Annotated in this window: 14 protein-coding genes; 7 read left to right on the top strand and 7 right to left on the bottom strand. The window is 70.9% G+C overall.

What is annotated here, in order from left to right; translation table 11 throughout:
* From ACZ592_RS33865 to ACZ592_RS33855, 3 genes are all read left to right on the top strand, one after another.
* A partial coding sequence (locus tag ACZ592_RS33865) for a DUF6531 domain-containing protein (protein ID WP_471585520.1) occupies positions 1 to 3,633 on the top strand: 3,633 nt, incomplete at its 5' end.
* 14 nt (positions 3,634 to 3,647) lie between these two features.
* Entirely contained in the window at positions 3,648 to 4,304 is a 657-nt protein-coding gene (locus ACZ592_RS33860) for a hypothetical protein (RefSeq protein WP_471585519.1), read from the top strand.
* A gap of 113 nt (positions 4,305 to 4,417) precedes the next feature.
* Complete coding sequence (locus ACZ592_RS33855) at positions 4,418 to 5,134, top strand: helix-turn-helix domain-containing protein (protein WP_471585518.1); 717 nt, start codon at positions 4,418 to 4,420, stop codon at positions 5,132 to 5,134.
* Between the two features lie 42 nt (positions 5,135 to 5,176).
* Here ACZ592_RS33855 and ACZ592_RS33850 read toward each other — a convergent pair whose 3' ends face one another.
* Complete coding sequence (locus ACZ592_RS33850) at positions 5,177 to 6,202, bottom strand: 6-phosphofructokinase (protein WP_471585517.1); 1,026 nt, start codon at positions 6,200 to 6,202, stop codon at positions 5,177 to 5,179.
* Positions 6,203 to 6,491: 289 nt separating this feature from the next.
* On the opposite strand from ACZ592_RS33850, the gene pta reads away from it, so the two are divergent.
* From pta to pyk, 3 genes are all read left to right on the top strand, one after another.
* Entirely contained in the window at positions 6,492 to 8,588 is a 2,097-nt protein-coding gene (gene pta, locus ACZ592_RS33845; RefSeq protein WP_471585516.1) for a phosphate acetyltransferase, read from the top strand.
* 26 nt (positions 8,589 to 8,614) lie between these two features.
* Positions 8,615 to 9,832, top strand: coding sequence for an acetate kinase (locus ACZ592_RS33840; protein ID WP_471585515.1), 1,218 nt, complete (start codon positions 8,615 to 8,617; stop codon positions 9,830 to 9,832).
* Between the two features lie 74 nt (positions 9,833 to 9,906).
* On the top strand, positions 9,907 to 11,337 hold the full coding sequence (pyk, locus tag ACZ592_RS33835) for a pyruvate kinase (protein WP_471585514.1): 1,431 nt from the start codon (positions 9,907 to 9,909) through the stop codon (positions 11,335 to 11,337).
* Positions 11,338 to 11,451: 114 nt separating this feature from the next.
* On the opposite strand, the gene ACZ592_RS33830 is transcribed toward pyk, so the two are convergent.
* The 4 genes from ACZ592_RS33830 to ACZ592_RS33815 form a co-directional block, all read right to left on the bottom strand.
* The gene (locus ACZ592_RS33830; RefSeq protein ID WP_471585513.1) at positions 11,452 to 12,855 is read right to left on the bottom strand and encodes a hypothetical protein; all 1,404 of its coding nucleotides are present in this window, start codon (positions 12,853 to 12,855) and stop codon (positions 11,452 to 11,454) included.
* Positions 12,845 to 13,414 (bottom strand): DUF6114 domain-containing protein, encoded by a 570-nt coding sequence (locus ACZ592_RS33825; protein ID WP_471585512.1) that lies wholly within the window; start codon positions 13,412 to 13,414, stop codon positions 12,845 to 12,847. Before ACZ592_RS33825 ends, ACZ592_RS33830 begins: the two co-directional genes overlap by 11 nt.
* Positions 13,415 to 13,575: 161 nt before the next feature.
* Positions 13,576 to 14,193 (bottom strand): DUF6230 family protein, encoded by a 618-nt coding sequence (locus ACZ592_RS33820; protein ID WP_471585511.1) that lies wholly within the window; start codon positions 14,191 to 14,193, stop codon positions 13,576 to 13,578.
* Between the two features lie 669 nt (positions 14,194 to 14,862).
* Positions 14,863 to 15,846: a tetratricopeptide repeat protein gene (locus tag ACZ592_RS33815; protein ID WP_471585510.1), complete on the bottom strand. Its 984-nt coding sequence runs from the start codon at positions 15,844 to 15,846 to the stop codon at positions 14,863 to 14,865.
* A gap of 349 nt (positions 15,847 to 16,195) precedes the next feature.
* Between ACZ592_RS33815 and ACZ592_RS33810 the strand changes: the two genes are divergently transcribed.
* Positions 16,196 to 16,843 carry a TetR/AcrR family transcriptional regulator gene (locus tag ACZ592_RS33810; protein WP_471585509.1) on the top strand — a complete coding sequence of 216 codons (648 nt, stop codon included), beginning with the start codon at positions 16,196 to 16,198 and terminating at the stop codon, positions 16,841 to 16,843.
* A 174-nt stretch (positions 16,844 to 17,017) separates the two neighbouring features.
* Here the strand turns inward: ACZ592_RS33810 and ACZ592_RS33805 are convergent, their stop codons facing one another.
* Together ACZ592_RS33805 and ACZ592_RS33800 are read right to left on the bottom strand one after the other, a co-directional pair.
* Positions 17,018 to 18,034 carry a GDP-mannose 4,6-dehydratase gene (locus ACZ592_RS33805; RefSeq protein ID WP_471585508.1) on the bottom strand — a complete coding sequence of 339 codons (1,017 nt, stop codon included), beginning with the start codon at positions 18,032 to 18,034 and terminating at the stop codon, positions 17,018 to 17,020.
* Entirely contained in the window at positions 18,031 to 19,215 is a 1,185-nt protein-coding gene (locus ACZ592_RS33800) for a UDP-N-acetylglucosamine--N-acetylmuramyl-(pentapeptide) pyrophosphoryl-undecaprenol N-acetylglucosamine transferase (RefSeq protein WP_471585507.1), read from the bottom strand. Before ACZ592_RS33800 ends, ACZ592_RS33805 begins: the two co-directional genes overlap by 4 nt.
* Positions 19,216 to 19,236: the final 21 nt, after the last annotated feature.

Raw genomic sequence — 19,236 nt, 5'->3', positions numbered from 1 at the left:
CAAGCCACGCTCATGGACGTGGCCTTCGCCGCCATGGACTGCATACCCGGCGCCAAGGGCATCACCACCGCCGCGAAACTCGCCAAGGGGATGAAGGGGCTCAAGGGTGGCCTCAAAGGGCTGAAGAGTGCCCGTAGCATGCTCGGCCGCGGCAAAGACGCGTTCGCCCGTAACGCCAAGGCCGTATGGAAGAAGCTGACCGACCCCGTCGACCTGGCCACCGGCCAGATGTTCCTGCCACAGACCGACATCGACCTGCCCGGCGTCCTGCCACTGACCTTCACCCGGCGCGTCGCCTCCGACTACCGCACCGGCTGGTGGTTCGGACCCTCTTGGTCCTCCACCATCGACCAGCGCCTCGAAGTCGACGAAGAAGGCGTCGTCTTCGTCACCGAGGACGGTCTGCTCCTCGCCTATCCGCACCCCGAAGGGCCCGGGGCACCGGTACTGCCGGAGGTCGGCCCGCGCCGGCCCCTCGTCCGCACGGACGACGGCGGCTATCGCATCGACGATCTCCTGACGGGGCAGTGCCGCTTCTTCGGCCCTCCGCACGAGGGCCTCGCGCTGCTCGAACGCGTTGCCGACCGCAACGGCAACACCATCGACTTCGACTACGACGGCGACGGCACTCCGCTCGCGATCCGGCACTCCGGCGGCTATCACCTCACGCTGGAGGTCGAGGACGAACGGATCACCGCTCTGCGCCTCGTGGGAGCGGCCGACGACGGCTCGGACAGGACCGTCAAGGAATATCGCTACACCGACGGAAACCTCACCGGGACGGTCAACTCTTCCGGTCTGCCGCTGAAGTTCACCTACGACGAGCGGCTGCGCGTCACGTCCTGGACGGACACCAATCACAGCCGCTACGAGTACACCTACGACGACCAGGACCGCTGTGTCGCCGAGGGCGGTGCGGGCGGCCACCTCGCCCTCACCCTCGACTACGACGGGACCGACCCCGCGTGGCCCGGCTGCCACGTCACCACGCTCACCACCGCGGAGGGAGCCGTATCCCGCTTCGTCATCAATGAGCAGTACCAGGTCGTCGCGGAGGTCGACGCGATCGGCGCGGTGACGCGGAGCGCGTACGACACGCATCATCACCTCGTCTCCTGGACCGACCGCTGCGGGCACACCACGGAGTTCAGAAACGACGCGTACGGCAGGCCCGTCCAGGTCATCCGCCCCGACGGGGCCGAGAGCAGCACCGAGTACGACGAACTCGGCCTGCCGGTGCGGGTGGTGACCGCCGACGGCTCCGTGTGGGAACACGAGTACGACGAGCGGGGCAACCGCGTGGCGCTCACCGGGCCCGACCTCGCGACGACCCGGTTCACCCACGACGCGGCAGGCCGACCGCTGACGATCACCGACCCGCTGGGCGCCACCACCCGGGTGCGGTGCGATGCCGCGGGCCTCCCCGTCGAGATCCTGAGCCCGCTCGGCGAACGGACCACCCGCTCCTACGACGCCTTCGGGCGCCTCACCGAGGTCACCGATCCGCTCGGCGCGACGACGCGGATGTGGTGGACCGTCGAGGGCAAGATCGCGCGCGTGCTCTCCGCGGACGGGACCGAGCAGACCTGGGAGTACGACGGCGAGGGCAACTGCGTCCGCAGCACCGACGCCAACGGCGGGGTCTCGGCCTTCGAGTACACCCACTTCGATCTGGTCAGCGCACGGACGGGGCCGGACGGGGCCCGCCACGAGTTCCGGCACGACGCCTCACTGCGCCTCACCCAGGTAACCGACCCGCACGGTCTGACCTGGAACTACGAGTACGACGCCGCCGGGCACCTGGTGGCCGAGTCCGACTTCGACGACCGGCTCACCAGCTACGCGCGCGACGCCGCGGGGCGGCTTGTGAAGCGCACGAACCCGCAGGGGCAGTCGGTCCGCTTCGCCTACGACGTCCTGGGCCGGCCGGTGGCCAAGGACGTCGACGGACGGCAGACCACGTTCACGTACGACCGCGCGGGGAGGCTTGTGCGCGCCGTCGGACCGGACTCAACACTGACGTGGGAGCGGGATCCGCGCGGGCGGGTGCTCACCGAGCGGACGGACGACCGGACGCTGGCGTTCGGCTACGACGCCAGGGGGCGGTGCATACGACGCACCACACCGACGGGCGCCGTGGCCCGGCACGCCTACGACCCGGTGGGCCGGGCGACCCGGCTGGACACCTCGGGGCACGAACTGTCCTTCGCCCACGCCGCGAACGGCCAGGAGATCGAGCGGCTGGTGGGCGGCTCCCTCGCGGTCACCCAGACGTGGGACCCGGTCGGCCGTCCTCTCACGCAGACGGTGACGGCCGGAGACACCGTCGTCCAGAACCGGGACTACACCTACCGGCCCGACGGTTTCGTCTCCGGCATCGAGGACCCGCTGCTTGGCCGTATCGCTCTGGGGCTCGACCCGACGGGGCGGATCACCGGCGTCAGCGGCCACGACTGGACCGAGCGCTACGCCTATGACGCGGCGGGTCAGCTGACCGCCGCCGAGTGGCCCGAGCGACACCCGGGCCCTGACGCGCGGGGCGAGCGGCGCTTCGCCGGCACCCGGCTGACGCGTGCGGGGGCGGTGCGCTACGAGTACGACGCGGCGGGGCGTGTCGTCGTACGGCGCAAGCGCCGGGAGTCGAGGAAGCCGGACGCATGGCGGTACACCTGGGACGGCGAGGACCGGCTCACGGCCGTGACGACGCCGGACGGGACCACCTGGCGCTATCTGTACGATCCGCTGGGGCGGCGCCAGGCGAAGCTGCGGCTCGACGAGGCGGACAACGTCGTGGAGCGGACCGACTTCACGTGGGACGGCCCCCTGCTCGCCGAACAGACGACCACCGCATCCGACCTGCCCCACCTCGTCACGCTGACGTGGGACTACGACGGGTTGCGCGCCATCGCCCAGACGGAGCGGCTGCTCGACGAAGCCACCCAGGAGGAGATCGACTCCCGGTTCTTCGCCATCGTCACCGACATCGTCGGAACCCCCACCGAACTCATCGGTGAGGACGGCGACGTGGCGTGGCGCACCCGGCGGACGGTCTGGGGTCTCACCTCCTGGCCCGCGCACGGCACGGCGTACACACCGCTGCGCTTCCCCGGTCAGTACCACGACCCGGAGACGGGCTGGCACTACAACTTCCAGCGTCACTACGACCCCGAGGCCGCCCGGTACACCACGCTCGACCCACTCGGCCTGGAGCCGGGTCCCGACCCCTATGGGTACGTCGCCAACCCGTTCCGCCAGATCGACCCCTACGGCCTCTCCGGGTACGACGAGAACGTGGTCCTGTACCACGGCTCGCAGAACTGGCACGGCGACGCGTTCTCACTGCCGAGGGCAGTGGGCGACTCCCGGCCGTACACACCGGACGCCGGGGTCTATCTGACGGACGATTTCCTGCGGGCGGCCAACCAGTACGCTGGGCCGGGCGGTCATGTCGTGCGCACCGAAGTGCCGCGGGCACACGCCGATCGCTGGCTCAGGCAGCACGAGGGGCCTGCCGGAAACCAGCCGGAGTACTTCGTGAACACACAGGACGACGTGGACATTCTGAACGCCGGGTCGCCACGGGTGCTGCCGATGGGCGAGGCGTTCATGCAGAACGTGGCCGGGAACTTCTAGAAAGGTCAGTCCAGTTGAGCCAGGCGGAGTGGAACATCTCGGAGAGCGTGCTCGGCCGTTCGATCTTCGGTCCGCTCGGCGGGATCGTGGAGATCGGCGCGGTCTCCACGACGGGAACGTGGTCGCCGGCCGACGCGTCCATCGCCTCATTCGTATCGGCACACCGGTCCGACGTGACCCGCCTGCTGGAAGTGATCCGGGACATCGGTGACTTCGGCGGCCCGACGATGGGGATCTTCGACGAGTTGGGCTATCTGCGCGATCACCCCGTGGAAGTACCGTCGCTGCTGATGTGGTCCTCCCTGTACGAGGACGTGTCGCCCCTGCTCGCGGAGCCCGCCCCCGTACGGCGGATGAGCCGCGCGGGAGCCGACCTCCAGCTGACGCGATTCCTCCAGGAACTGGTCAACGCGGCGATCGCCCGCGGCCCCGACGTGTCCCGGGGCGCGCCGCTGATCGCCGAGGCGGTGCGGATCGGAGCGGGACTGGTCGCCGGGGCGCTCGACGACGATCCCGTCACCGCCTCGCGGACCGTCTTCAGGATGTGGCGCACCGGATTCCTCGCCGATCTGCTGCTCCCCAGTTCCACGGCTCACCCCGAGGCCCGCCCCCTGTTCCGGGCGTACGGGCACGCACTGGAGACGTTGCTTTCGCCCCCTGCCACTCGCTGAGTCCGACAGGCCGGGCCGACCGGCACGCCACGGCCGCCGCCCCCGTACCTTCCCACCAATCCGCACCCTCGTAGAAACACACCGTAGTCACCACCCCCACGGGCGCCTACGGTGTGCCCGTGCAATCGAGCCGACCGCCGCACCAGCCCACGCCCCCTTTCAACTTCCCCGCCGCCCGGCGCCTGCGGGAGGCGCTCGGGATGGCGCACGGGCATGTCGCCTACGGGATACGGGCCAGTTACGGGCTCACTCACGTCACCGCCGACACCGTCGCCGCCTGGGAGCGGGGCCTCGCGTCGCCCACGTCCGCCGAGCTCACCGCGCTGGCCGCGACCCTGTGGTGTTCGCCGGGGGAGCTCATGGGGGCCGCGCGGACCCTGCGTGAGCACCGGCTCGCGCGCGGGCTCGCGCCGGAGGACGTGGCGCGGGCGGCCGGCGTGGAGATTCAGGCGTATCTGCGGATGGAGGAGACCAGCACCTGGCGCGGGAACGAGCGGCAGTCGGCCGCCCTCGCCCGGGTCCTGGAGCTCGCACTGCCCGATTTCGTCACCGTGACGGGGCGGGCCGACACGCTCGCCGAGTTGCTGCGCAGCGCCGTCAGCACGCGCTGGCAGGGGTACGTCCGGCCGGTCGTCAAGCTGCTGCCCGTGGAGCGGCGGCACATCGAGGACGTGCTGCGGCAGATGCACGACGACTACCAGTCACGGATGGCGCGCACGCTCAGCTGGGGCGGCGGGGCCGGTTCGGACGCGTCCGGGGAGGCCGGGCGGGACTTCCTGGACCGGATCCTCGAACATTTCTGGTCCTTGGTCCGCGGCGGGCGGGGCTGAGGCCCCGGGGCCGGCGCGGACCAAAGGACCGCGGGGGCCGGGCTAGAAGACCGACTCCGCCTCGTCCATCCGGTCCTTCGGGACCGTCTTGAGCTCCGTGACCGCCTCCGCGAGCGGCACCATCGTGATGTCCGTGCCGCGCAGCGCCGTCATCTTGCCGTACTCCTCGCGGTGCGCCGCCTCCACCGCGTGCCAGCCGAAGCGGGTCGCGAGGACGCGGTCGTAGGCCGTCGGAGTGCCGCCGCGCTGGACGTGGCCCAGGATGACCGGCTTGGCCTCCTTGCCGAGGCGGGACTCCAGCTCGTAGGCGAGAGCCGTGCCGATGCCCTGGAAGCGCTCGTGGCCGAACTGGTCGATCGCGCCCTTGCCGTAGGCCATCGTGCCGTCCTGCGGGTGCGCGCCCTCGGCCACGCAGATCACCGCGAACTTCTTGCCGCGCGCGAAGCGCTCCTCGACCAGGGCGACCAGGTCGGCGGGGTCGAAGGGGCGTTCGGGCAGGCAGATGCCGTGCGCGCCGCCCGCCATGCCGGACTCCAGGGCGATCCAGCCCGCGTGGCGGCCCATGACCTCGACCACCATGACGCGCTGGTGGGACTCGGCCGTGGTCTTGAGGCGGTCCATCGCCTCGGTGGCCACGCCGACCGCGGTGTCGAAGCCGAAGGTGCGGTCCGTGGAGGAGATGTCGTTGTCGATGGTCTTGGGGACGCCGACGACCGGCACGCCCGCATCCGACAGCATGCGTGCCGCCGTCAGGGTGCCCTCGCCGCCGATCGGGATGAGCGCGTCGAAGCCGCTCTTCTCGATGAGCTCCTTGGCGTTGTCGCAGGCCGCGCGGAAGAGGTCGCGCTCCAGGCGGGAGGAGCCGAGGATGGTGCCGCCGCGGGCCAGGATGCCGCTGACGGCGTTGAGGTCGAGGGGGCGGTAGCGCCCGTCGAGCAGGCCCGCGTAGCCGTCCTCGAAGCCGATGACCTCGTCGCCGTAGTGCGTCACGGCGCGGTGCACGACCGACCGGATCACTGCGTTGAGGCCGGGGCAGTCGCCGCCCGCGGTGAGAATTCCGATACGCATCGCGCTGTGTCTCCTGCTCGCTATTGGTACTTGTGAGCCGGTCCGATTGTTCCACGGCCGGAGGGGGGTCGCCGCTCACGGATGTCCGACGGATGTGTGCCCGAGGGCTGGGCAGGGACCTTGGTACCGGCCTCGTCGGGCCTTTCGTCCGGCGGGCGACCTACCCAGCCGCAGAGGTATTGTCAAGAGGGCACAGCCGCGATATCGGGTACTTTGTCCAGCTCGCCGGACACCTCGCGCCGGCGAGCCGCAGGACACCAGGCAGGACAGGCAGAAGGGGAGAGCACGCGTGACGCGCAGCGTGTACGTGACCGGGATCGACCGGGGCGACGGTCGCCAGGTCGTCGAACTGGGAGTCATGGAGCTCCTGACCCGCCAGGTCGACCGGGTCGGCGTCTTCCGGCCACTCGTCCACGACGGCCCCGACCGCCTGTTCGACCTGCTGCGGGCCCGCTACCGCCTCTCGCAGGACGCCTCGTCCGTCTACGGCATGGACTACCACGAGGCCTCCGCGCTCCAGGCCGAGCAGGGCACCGACGAGCTGGTCTCGCAGCTCGTCGACCGGTTCCACCGGGTCGCGAGGGATTATGAAGTCGTCCTCGTGCTGGGCACGGATTTCGCCGCCACCCAGCTCCCCGACGAGCTCGCGCTCAACGCCCGCCTCGCCAACGAGTTCGGCGCCTCCGTGCTCCCCGTCGTCGGCGGCAAGAACCAGACCGCCGAGTCGGTGCGCGCCGAGACGCGCAACGCCTACCGCGCCTACGACTCGCTCGGCTGCGACGTCCTCGCGATGATCACCAACCGGGTGGCCCCGGCCGACCGCGCCGAGATCCACGAGCGCCTCGAGGCCCGCCTGCCCGTGCCCTGCTACGTGCTGCCGGACGAGGCCGCGCTCTCCGCGCCGACCGTCGCGCAGATCACCCACGCACTGGGCGGCCGCGTGCTGCTCGGCGACGACTCGGGGCTCGCCAGGGACGCCCTGGACTTCGTCTTCGGCGGCGCCATGCTGCCGAACTTCCTGAACGCCCTGACGCCCGGCTGCCTGGTGGTCACCCCCGGGGACCGCGCCGACCTCGTGGTGGGCTCGCTCGCCGCGCACAGTGCGGGCACCCCGCCGATCGCGGGCGTCCTGCTGACCCTGAACGAGCAGCCCGGCCAGGAGATCCTCACACTCGCCGACCGCCTCGCGCCCGGCACCCCGGTGATCGCGGTCTCCGGCGGCTCCTTCCCCACGGCCGCGGAGCTCTTCGCGCTGGAGGGGAAGCTGAACGCGGCGACTCCCCGCAAGGCGGAGACCGCGCTCGGCCTGTTCGAGCGGTACGTCGACACCGCGGACCTCCTGGGCCGCGTCTCCGCGCCGAACAGCGACCGTGTCACGCCGATGATGTTCGAGCACAAGCTGCTGGAGCGGGCCCGCGCCGACCGGCGCCGCGTCGTGCTGCCCGAGGGCACCGAGGAGCGCGTGCTGCGCGCCGCCGACGTGCTGCTGCGCCGCCGCGTCTGCGACCTGACCCTGCTCGGCCCGGTCGAGCAGATCCGCAAGAAGGCCGCGGACCTCGGCGTGGACCTCGCCGACACCGAGATCACCGACCCGCAGACCTCCGAGCTGCGCGACCGTTTCGCCGCGAAGTACGCAGAGCTGCGCGCCCACAAGGGCGTCACCGTCGAGCTCGCGTACGACGTGGTGGCGGACGTGAACTACTTCGGCACGCTGATGGTCCAGGAGGGCCTCGCCGACGGCATGGTCTCGGGCTCGGTGCACTCCACCGCAGCGACCATCCGGCCCGCCTTCGAGATCATCAAGACCAAGCCGGAGGCTTCGATCGTCTCGTCGGTCTTCTTCATGTGCCTCGCCGACAAGGTCCTCGTGTACGGCGACTGCGCGGTGAACCCGGACCCGAACGCCGAGCAGCTCGCCGACATCGCCGTGCAGGCGGCCGCCACCGCCCAGCAGTTCGGCGTGGAGCCCCGGATCGCGATGCTCTCGTACTCGACGGGCACGTCGGGTTCGGGCGCGGACGTCGACAAGGTGCGCGAGGCCACCGAGAAGGTGCGGGCCGGCCGCCCGGACCTGAAGATCGAGGGCCCGATCCAGTACGACGCCGCCGTGGAGCCCTCCGTCGCGGCCACCAAGCTGCCCGGCTCGGACGTCGCGGGCCAGGCCAGCGTGCTGATCTTCCCGGACCTGAACACCGGCAACAACACCTACAAGGCCGTGCAGCGCTCGGCCGGCGCGATCGCCGTCGGCCCGGTCCTGCAGGGCCTGCGCAAGCCGGTCAACGACCTGTCCCGGGGCGCGCTCGTCCAGGACATCGTCAACACCGTCGCCATCACGGCGATCCAGTCCCAGACCCAGACACCGGCCCAGGCCCCGGCCGCCGGCTGATCCCCCACAGAAAGCGTCCCGATTCCGTGACCGCCACCCGCGTACTCGTCCTCAACTCCGGCTCCTCGTCGGTGAAGTACCAGCTGCTCGACATGCGCGACAGCTCGCGCCTGGCCGTGGGCCTGGTCGAGCGGATCGGCGAGGAGACCTCGCGGCTCAAGCACACCCCGCTGACCGGCGGCGGCGCCGAGTCCCGGGAGCGCGAGGAGCCGATCGCCGACCACGAGGCGGCGCTCAGGGCCGTCGCCCAGGAGCTGGCCGCCGACGGGCTCGGCCTCGACTCCCCCGAACTGGCCGCGATCGGGCACCGGGTGGTGCACGGCGGTCTGAAGTTCACCGAGCCGACGGTGATCACCGACGAGGTGCTCGCGGAGATCCAGCGCCTGGTCCCGGTCGCCCCGCTGCACAACCCGGCGAACATCACGGGCATCCGCACCGCCCAGGCCCTGCGCCCCGACCTGCCCCAGGTCGCCGTCTTCGACACCGCGTTCCACACGACGATGCCGGAGGCCGCGGCCCGCTACGCGATCGACGTGCGGACCGCCGACGAGCACCGGGTGCGGCGCTACGGCTTCCACGGCACGTCCCACGCGTACGTCTCGCGCAAGACCGCGGCGCTGCTCGGCCGGGCCCCCGAGGACGTCAACGTCATCGTGCTGCACCTGGGCAACGGCGCGTCGGCCAGTGCCGTGCGGGGCGGGACGTGCGTCGACACGTCGATGGGGCTCACGCCGCTCGAGGGGCTCGTGATGGGTACCCGTTCCGGTGACCTGGACCCGGCCGTCATCTTCCACCTGGCCCGGGTCGGCGGAATGTCCATCGACGAGATCGACGTCCTGCTCAACAAGAAGTCCGGCCTGATCGGACTCTGCGGCGACAACGACATGCGGGAGATCCGGCGCCGTGTCGACGAGGGTGATCAGGAGGCGGCACTCGCCTTCGACATTTACATCCACCGTCTGAAGAAGTACATCGGCGCCTATTACGCGGTGCTCGGCCGCGTCGACGCCATCGCCTTCACCGCGGGCGTCGGCGAGAACGCCGCCCCGGTGCGCGAGGCGGCGGTGGCGGGCCTCGAAGAGCTGGGGCTCGCGGTCGACGGCGCGCTCAATTCCGTACGTTCCGACGAAGCGCGGCTGATTTCGCCGGAGTACGCGCGCGTGGCCGTCGCCGTGGTGCCGACCGACGAAGAACTGGAGATCGCGTCGCAGACGTATGCGTTGGTCGCCGACCGCAACGCCTGAGCGCGCATCCGCCCATTTGTAGATTCCACCAGACGGAATATTCCGTAGCGAAACAAACCGATAGGATCGCCCCCATGCGCCGTTCCAAAATCGTCTGCACGCTGGGCCCCGCCGTCGACTCCGAAGAGCAGCTCGTCTCGCTGATCGAGGCCGGCATGAACGTGGCCCGCTTCAACTTCAGCCACGGCACGCACGCCGAGCACCAGGGGCGGTACGACCGCGTCCGGGCCGCCGCCGAGAAGACGGGCCGTGCCGTCGGCGTCCTCGCCGACCTGCAGGGCCCCAAGATCCGTCTGGAGACCTTCGCCGAGGGCCCCGTCGAGCTGGTGCGCGGTGACGAGTTCACCATCACCACCGAGGACGTCCCGGGCGACAAATCGATCTGCGGCACGACCTACAAGGGTCTGCCCGGCGATGTCTCCAAGGGCGACCAGGTCCTGATCAACGACGGCAACGTCGAGCTGCGCGTGGTCGAGGTGGAGGGCCCGCGCGTGAAGACGATCGTCGTCGAGGGCGGTGTCATCTCCGACCACAAGGGCATCAACCTGCCCGGCGCGGCCGTGAACGTGCCCGCGCTCTCCGAGAAGGACATCGAGGACCTGCGCTTCGCCCTGAAGATGGGCTGCGACATGGTCGCCCTGTCCTTCGTGCGCGACGCCAACGACGTCAAGGACGTCCACAAGGTCATGGACGAGGAGGGGCGCCGCGTCCCGGTCGGCGCCAAGGTCGAGAAGCCGCAGGCCGTCGCCAACATGGAGGGCGTCGTCGCGGCGTTCGACTGGATCATGGTGGCCCGTGGTGACCTGGCCGTCGAGTATCCGCTCGAGAAGGTCCCGATGGTGCAGAAGCGCCTCGTGGAGATGTGCCGCCGCAACGCCAAGCCGGTGATCGTCGCGACCCAGATGATGGAGTCGATGATCACCAACTCGCGCCCCACGCGCGCCGAGGCGTCCGACGTCGCCAACGCGATCCTGGACGGCGCGGACGCGGTCATGCTGTCGGCCGAGTCGAGTGTCGGCGCGTACCCGATCGAGACCGTCAAGACGATGTCGAAGATCGTCAAGGCGGCCGAGGAGGAGCTCCTCTCCAAGGGCCTGCAGCCGCTCGTGCCCGGCAAGAAGCCGCGTACGCAGGGTGGTTCGGTGGCCCGTGCCGCGTGCGAGATCGCGGACTTCCTCGACGCCGAGGCGCTCATCGCCTTCACGCAGTCCGGTGACACCGCCCGGCGGCTCTCCCGCTACCGCGCGGCCCAGCCGATCCTGGCCTTCACCACCGACGAGGCCACCCGCAACCAGCTCTCGCTGAGCTGGGGCGTGGACACCTACGTCGTCCCGCACGTCGACAACACCGACGCGATGGTCGAGCTCGTCGACGCCGAGCTGATCAAGCTCAACCGCTTCAACGACGGCGACACCGTCGTCATCACCGCCGGCTCGCCCCCCGGCGTCCCCGGCACCACCAACATGGTCCGGGTGCACCACCTGGGCGGCGGCGACCGCGACTGATCCCGCGGCCGGTCACCGGGAAACACAGAGGGCGCCCCCTGCGAAAGGGGGCGCCCTCGGCGCTTTCTGCGGTTCCTTCGGCGGCGCTCCGCGCGGTTCCGTCGCGGAGCGCGTTCAGTCCGTGATCGACTGGTGCAGACCGGGAATCGTCAGGTCCCCGCCGAACTGGCCCGCCTGCTGCACCTTCACGTCGGTGAAGTAGATCAACGGGATGTTCAGCGGCGGCGGGTGCTCGGGGTCGAAGGTGATCGGGATCAGACCGAACAGCTTGCCCGAGATCCGCTCGGTGTACATCGTCGTCTCCCCGCCACGGATGGTGGACGTGGAGCCCTTGGCGGCCTGGACGTGGTACTTCTTGCCGGCCGGCCCTTCGACGATCTGGTGCAGGTCACCGATGTCCGTGTTCTGGACGACGTACTTCAGGGCCTGCTTGGACTGGCCGTTGGGCATCGACAGGTTCACGACGCCCTGGTAGTCGGCGCCCTTGAGCGTCAGGGAGCTGGCTTCCAGCTGCCACGGCTGGTTCGGGATCGGCGCGGGCGTCCGCTCGGCCTCTCCGTCGACCTTCTTCTCGACCACGCACGGGAAGGGCTTCTTGCCGTTCTCGTCCGGGGCCATCGGGTCCGTGGACTCGGCCTTCTCCTTCGCCGCTTCCCGGGCCGCCTTCTCGGCTTCTTCCTTGAGCTTGTCCGCCTTGTCGCCGGCGTCGTCCGCGCCGTCCTTCAGGCCGTCCTTGAGCCCGTCCACGGTGTCCTCGACGGGCTTGGTGACCCTGTCCGTCGTGTCCTTGAGCGGGTCCTTGGCGTCCTTGCCGTCCTTGGACTCCTCGGCCTCGTCGTCGGAGGAACCGGCGGAGGACGTGCCCTCCTCGGACTCGGACGGGGTCGGCTCCGGGGTCTCGGACTTCTTGTCGTCGGGCGTGAAGACGTCCTTGAGGGCGTCGCCGACACCCAGCGGGTCCCAGGGGTTCTTGGTCTCGGTCGGCTCGGGAGCCTTCTCGGGCTCCTTGGCGCCGTCGTCGCCGTCCTTCTCCCCGGTGGACGGGGTGGGCCCGGCCTCGTCGTCCTCGTCCGCCTTGTCGCCCGATGAGGGCGAGTCGGACGGAGTGGGCTCCTTGGCGTCGTCCTTCTTGGTCCCGTCCCCGTCGGCCTTGTCGTCCTTGTCCGCCGACTTCTTGGCGTCCTCGGCCGCCTTCTTCTTGGCCGCCTCTTCCTTCGCCTTGTCCGCGGCGTCCTTCTTCGCGTCCTCGGCGGAGTCCTCGGCGTCCTTGTCCGGCGCCGTGACACACGGGCCGTCCTGGAAGGGGTTGTCGGGGACACCCGGCTTGGCCTGGGCGAGCGTGGGGGTCAGCCCCATGCCCATGAGCACGGCGGTGGGCATGGCGGCGATGGCTATCGCCTTCCCCGCGGGAACCTGCAGCCGGGTCAGCAGCGGCTTCCTGGGTGCCGCGTGGCGCGGCCCGGTTCTCGCACGGGGCTCCGCCGCGAAGCCCTCGTGGTGCACCTCGTCAGCCGGCACGGTGCCTCCCGTTCGTCCCGTTTGTCGGGCTCGTTCCTGACAGATGGTCCTGTTCGCCGTTCACCCCACCCGCGCCGGCCGCACCGGTGGGCTCGGGCACCCCGTCGCCCGCGGGGCCGTCGGACTCTCCGGTCGCGGATCCCCTCGCGGGTTCACCGGCAGGCTTCGCGTGCGCCCAGGAGACGCCGAGGGCGCCGCCGATCAGGGCGAGCAGGAAGCCGATGACGAAGCCGCCGAAGTTGGAGACCACCAGGGAGACCAGAGCGAGCAGAATCGCCGCGACACCCGCGAAGACCCGGGAGTGCGGCTGGAACCACATGGTCAGGCCGAGCACGACCAACAGCACGCCGATGATCAGCGATCCGGCACCGGCGGTGGTCGCCATCCGGATCGTCATCGTGCCGAGCGTGAGGTTCGCGTACGGGAAATACATGATCGGGATGCCACCGAGCAGTGTCAGCAGACCACCCCAGAACGGGCGCTGACCGCGCCACCCTCGGAACGATCGGCGCATCCGGCCGAGCTTGTCGCCCAGTCCCACTTGCGCTTCGGCGCTCATGTCGTACAGCTCCTCGGGAATGGCGTTGGTTCTGTGTGTCGTGCGGATTCGGGCACGGGGACGGCTCCGTCATGTGCCGTCGCGCCCCCGCGCCCGGCCGTACTCATCGCATCGAGTGCGCACCGGGCCGCCTGATGCGGCCCGCTAGGGCATCAACTGCCCTAGTAGCACTCGTGCTTGCCCTTCTTGACCGACATGCCCAGGCCAGAGAGCTTGAAGGTGCCGGCGGTGGTCGCCCACGCACGCTGCTTGACGTCGGTGAACTTCACCGACTCCGCCTGCTGCGCGAACGAGTCCGGGGCGTACTTGTCGCCCTTCGCCGGACCCGGTCCCTTGGTGGTCTGGTCGACCGAGACGCCGATGTCGACCTTGTGGAAGGTCGCGTTGGCCTTCAGGTCATCGGCGTCGATGTAGAGCTTCTTGGCCTCTACCTTCGGACCACCCTCGCCACCGGCCTTGAGGGTCATCGACACATCGCCGAAGACCGGGACCGGCACGACCACCGACTGGCAGAGGTTGGTGATAGTGGCCTCTTCGAGACCGACGACGGCGACCGGGTGGTTACCCGACTTGCCGCTGTCCAGGGCTCCGTACTGGACGAATCCCGTACCCTTGAGCTCCTTCGCAGTCACCTTGAACTGCTGACCGGACACACTGAACGATGCCGCGAGCGCACCCTGGGACAGGGCGACGCCTATCGCGGCTGTCGCCGCGACGCTCGGCACCATGACCACGGCGAACCGCTTCCATCTGGTTCCGCCACGAGCCACGGACTCCATGACTTTCCTCCTTCTCGGACGTACATCTCCGGCCCTGACTGCTCCCGTTCGGGCGGCTCAGCCGGGCAGGGATGGGAGAAGTGCTACGTCCTCGGGAAGGAGAGCGCCCGCATCGGAGGCGCGCAACCGCACCACTCTTCACCGGCGATCACCCCCGAGCGACAACCACTGGTCGCGCCTGACGCATCACGCACAACCTCACGGACAGGCCCTGCCGGGACCGGCAGAGACCCCCCTGTCCAGACCGGCGACGGCGTCACCGGCCTGCTCGGTGGGGACCCAGAAAGCCCGTTCCCGACCGGCTGTCGGGCTGCGGATTATCGGACCGAGCGTCGCCGATCGTGGTGCATTCTCGGCCCCCGCACAAGGGGGTTCGTTACTCGCTAGTAACGGCCGGATAACCGAAGCGCGACCGGGCGGTATCGAACGGGCACAGACGGTGGCTCAATCGGCCGGAGCAGAACGGGACACGAGCGGGCGAATGCGCTCAGAAGGAAGCCGTTGTCTTACTCCAAGTAACAGCGGCCGCGTTTACCAAGTTTTGGTAAAACGCGGCCGCTGTTGCGTCCTGTGAACAGACTTTTCACTCCGGCATCACCAGCACCGGTGTTTAGGGACTGGTCAGCGCGAGGGTCGATGATCGCCCCCGCGAAGAGGTGGGGGCGTCGGTCAGAAGAGCACCCTGGCGAGCGAGGTGCGCGCCGCCGTCACCCGCGGGTCCTCGGCACCCACGACCTCGAACAGTTCGAGCAGACGTACCCGTGCCGCATCCCGGTCGTCGCCGGCCGTGCGCCGCACCGCGTCGATGAGCCGTCCGAAGGCGTCCTCGACATGGCCCCCCACCAGGTCCAGGTCGGCGGCGGCGATCTGCGCCTGCACGTCCGCCGGCTTCTCGGCCGCGTCCTTGCGCACCGTCTGCGCGTCCAGGCCCTGCACGCGCTGGAGCAGTTCCGCCTGGGCGAGGCCGAGCTTGGCCTCGGTGTTGGCCGGATCGTCGCTGAGCACGTTCTTGTACGCCTGGACGGCGCCGGCCAGATCGCCCGCGTCCAGCGCCTGGACGGCCGCTTCGAGGAGGGCGTCGTACGGACCGGCGGGCACCTCGGCCGGCTCGGGGGCCTCCTGGCCCTGGGCGTCGCCGTCGACGACCAGGCCGGTCAGGCCGAAGCGCTCCTCGCCGACCTGGATGAGCTGGTCCAGGGTCTGGCGGATCTGCGCCTCGGGGGCGGCACCCTGGAAGAGCGGCAGGGCCTGTCCGGCCACCACCGCGAAGACAGCCGGGATCCCCTGGACCCCGAACTGCTGCATCAGCATCTGGTTCGCGTCGACATCGATCTTGGCAAGGAGGAAACGGCCGTTGTACTCCCGCGTGAGCCGCTCCAGAAGGGGGCTCAGCTGCTTGCACGGCTCGCACCACTCGGCCCAGAAGTCGATGACGACCGGGACCTCGGTGGAGCGCTGCAGGACCTCGCGCTCGAAGCCCGCCTCGTCGACATCGATGACGAGGGAGGCCGGGGAGACCGCGGCGCCCGCCGCGCCCCCGCCCTGCCGTGCCGCTTCGGCGCGCGCCTGCTCCGCCTTGGCCTTGGCTTCCTGGGCCGACTTCACCGCGGCGAGGTCGACGACTCCGCTCATGGACATGTTCCGTGGCTGCATGAGTACATCCTCCCCCAACCCGTGCGGGAACCGCGCCCGTCCGTGACCCCCCGCCGGATTGCGGGGCCACGGGGCGCACGGCCCGATGTCTGCCCAAGGTCCGAAAGCGGACCGGTGGTTGGCCCGAAGTCCCCACCCCGGGCCGGTGGTCGTGCTGCGTGACTGTCTTTCGTGGTTGTCTCTCGTGGCTCTCGCTCATGGCGTACGAGGCGTGCGTTCCGCCGCGCTCACGAGCTTTCGCTACAGGTCGTAGCGTAACTGTCGGGTCCCGCACGTGGGGAGAGGCCTGCGGTGATCTCTCTCACTCGGCACCCCGGAACGCTCCGTACTGGCCGGTATGGTCGCGGGCATGCAGAGCCGCACCACTCCTCCCCACCGCACCGGCGGGCGCCCGCGCAGCGCGACCGCCGACGCCGCGATCCTGGAGGCGACCCGGCAGGGCCTCGTCGAGCTCGGCTGGTCCAAGCTGACCCTCGGCGCGGTCGCCACGCGGGCGGGCGTCGCCAAGACGACCCTGTACCGGCGCTGGGCGGGCAAGAGCGAGCTGGTCGTGGACGCGGTGGCCGAACTCTTCGACGAACTGGAACTGCCCGACCGGGGCAGTCTCGCCGCCGACATCGAGGGCGTCGTCCTGCAGTTCGCGCTGCTGCTCGGACGCCCCGAGACGAAGACGGCGCTGATGGCGGTGGTCGCGGAGTCGACGACGGACGAGCCCCTGCGGGACCGCATCCGCGAGTCCATCGTGGACCGCCAGAAGCGACTGGTCCTCGCGGGGCGCAAGCGGGCCCAGGAACGCGGCGAACTCCCGCCCGAGCCCGACGAGGAGTCGGCCCGCCAGACCACGGACCTGATCTTCGACGTGACGGCGGGAGCGGTGGTCCACCGGGCACTGGTCAGCGCGGAACCGGTGGACGAGGCCTGGGCCCGCCGCTTCACGCTGCTGCTGCTCGGGGGGTTGGCCGCGGCGCAGGGCGGGGCGGGAGGCCTTGAGGGGTGAGGCGCCCGGGGCTGGGCGGGCTCGGACGGGGTTCGGGGGCTGAGCGGCCGCCGACGGGCCCCTGCGGCCAGAGGGCGGCGCGGGGCAAGTCGGTGGGTGGGTGGGGACGTGTCCGCCGCGCAGCGGCGGGACAGGACTCCCCCCACCCCCCAACCGCCCCCCGGCGAGGAGGAATCAGACCTGATAGCGGTCCGGCGCGAAGAGCCGGAGATGGTCCGCCACCCACGCCGAGGTGAGCTTGAGACCCTCCGCGAGGGAGACCTGGGGCTCCCAGCCCGCCCACTCCCGCGCACGGGAGTTGTCCGAGAGGAGCCGCTCGACCTCGCTGCCGGAGGGCCGCAGCCGCGCCGGGTCGACGACGACCGACGCCTCCCGCCCGGACGCCTCGATCAGCGCCTGCGCGAGGTCCCCGATGGAGATCTCCCGGCCCACGCCGAGGTTCACCGCGTGGCCGAGCGCCCGGTCGGCGACCGCCATCGCCATGAAGCCGCGCGCCGTGTCCGTGACGTACGTGAAGTCCCGCGTGGGCGTCAGCGAGCCGAGCTTGATCTCCCGCGCGCCCGCGTGCAGTTGGGCGAGGATCGTGGGGATCACGGCGCGCGCCGACTGCCGGGGACCGTAGGTGTTGAAGGGCCGGACGACCGTCACGGGCAGCTCGAAGGCGTGCCAGTGCGAGAGCGCCATCATGTCGGCGCCGATCTTCGAGGCGGAGTACGGCGACTGCGGCTGGAGCGGGTGCGACTCGGCGATCGGCGCCGTGCGCGCGGTCCCGTACACCTCGCTGGTGGAGGTGTGGACGAGCCGCCGCACGGAGTGCCGCCCGCACGCCTCGGCGACGTTCTCGGTGCCGACCACGTTCGTCTGGACGTACGCGCCCGGGGAGTCGTACGAGTAGGGGATGCCGATGAGCGCGGCGAGGTGGAAGACGGTGTCGCACCCGGCGACCGCGTCCATGACCCGCCCCGCGTCCCGTACGTCGCCCGCGATCATCTCGACCCTCGGGTCGCCGATGAGGTGCGCGAGGTGCCCCTTCTCCGCGTACGGCTTGTAGTGCACGAGGGCGCGGACCTTCGCGCCCGCGTCGAGCAGCAGGTCGACGAGTGTCGAGCCGATGAAGCCCTCGGCGCCGGTGACGAGGACGGTGCGGTTCTTCCAGGAGAAGTTCTCCAGGGCGGCTGCGGCGGTGTTCATGCGTACTCCAAGCGGTGGGGCGTGATCTGGGCGAGTCGGAGGACCTGCGCGGCCAGCAGGTCGGCGGCGCGGGCGTGCGGGCCGGGGTCCGCGGCGCCGCTCATCGCGGCGAGCCGCGCCGGGTCGGCGAGCAGGGGGCCGAGCAGTTGCGCGAGGCGGTCCGCGGTGGTCTCGGCGTCGGGCAGCAGGAGGCCCGCGCCGGCATCGGAGAGGACGCGGGCGTTGTGGGTCTGGTGGTCGCCGGGCGCGTGCGGGTAGGGCACGAGGACGGCGGGCACGCCGGTGGCGGCGAGTTCGGCGACCGTCGCGGAGCCTGCGCGGCACACGACGAGGTCGGCGGCGGCGTAGGACAGGTCCATGCGGTCGAGGTAGGGGACGGCCCGGGCGACGGCGTCCCCGCCGTCGAGAGCGAGCCGGGCGCGCGTCTCCTCCAGTGCCGCGGGTCCGGTCTTGACGAGGAGGTGCACGTCCGTGCGGTCCCGCCAGCGCGCCGCGAGGCCCACCGCGGCCTCGGTGAGGCGGGCGGCGCCCAGGCTGCCGCCGTTGAAGAGGACGAGGCGGGCCCCGGCGGGCACGCCGAGCGCGCGGCGGGCCTCGTCGCGCAGCGCGGCCCGGTCGAGCGCGGCGAGCGGCGCGGCGATGGGCATCCCGGTGGTGTGGGCGCGGTCGCCGCCCGGCAGGTGGGCGCGGCTGCGGTCGAAGGCGACCGCGATGTTCGGGGTGAGGCGGGCCGCGAACCGGTTGGCGCGGCCGGGTACGGCGTTGGACTCGTGGATGAGGCTCGGCAGCCCCGCCATGCGGGCGCCGACGATGACGGGGGCGCTGGGGTAGCCGCCCATGCCCACGGCGATCTGCGCGCCCTGCTCGCGCAGGATGGCCCGGCACTGGGCGCCGGACTTCATGAGGGCGGCGGGCAGCAGGTAGCGGCGGGCGCCGAGCGAGGGGTCGAAGGGGATCATGTCGACGGTGTGGAGGCGGTACCCGGCGTCCGGTATCAGCCGGGTCTCCAGGCCCCGCTCGGTGCCGACGAAGGAGATCACCGCCCCGGGCACGGCCCGGCGCAGCGCGTCGGCGAGGGCGAGGCCCGGATAGATGTGGCCACCGGTGCCGCCCGCGCCGATCACGACGGAGAGCCCGGCGCGGCCCGGGGCGGCGGCGCGGTCGGAGTGAGTGGTTCGCATGGCAGTGGAGCTTCACGCGAG

The sequence above is a fragment of the Streptomyces sp. NPDC040622 genome (assembly GCF_055593965.1).
The sequence above is the reverse complement of the archived record's forward strand: the minus strand, read 5'-3'. Positions and strand labels throughout refer to the sequence as shown.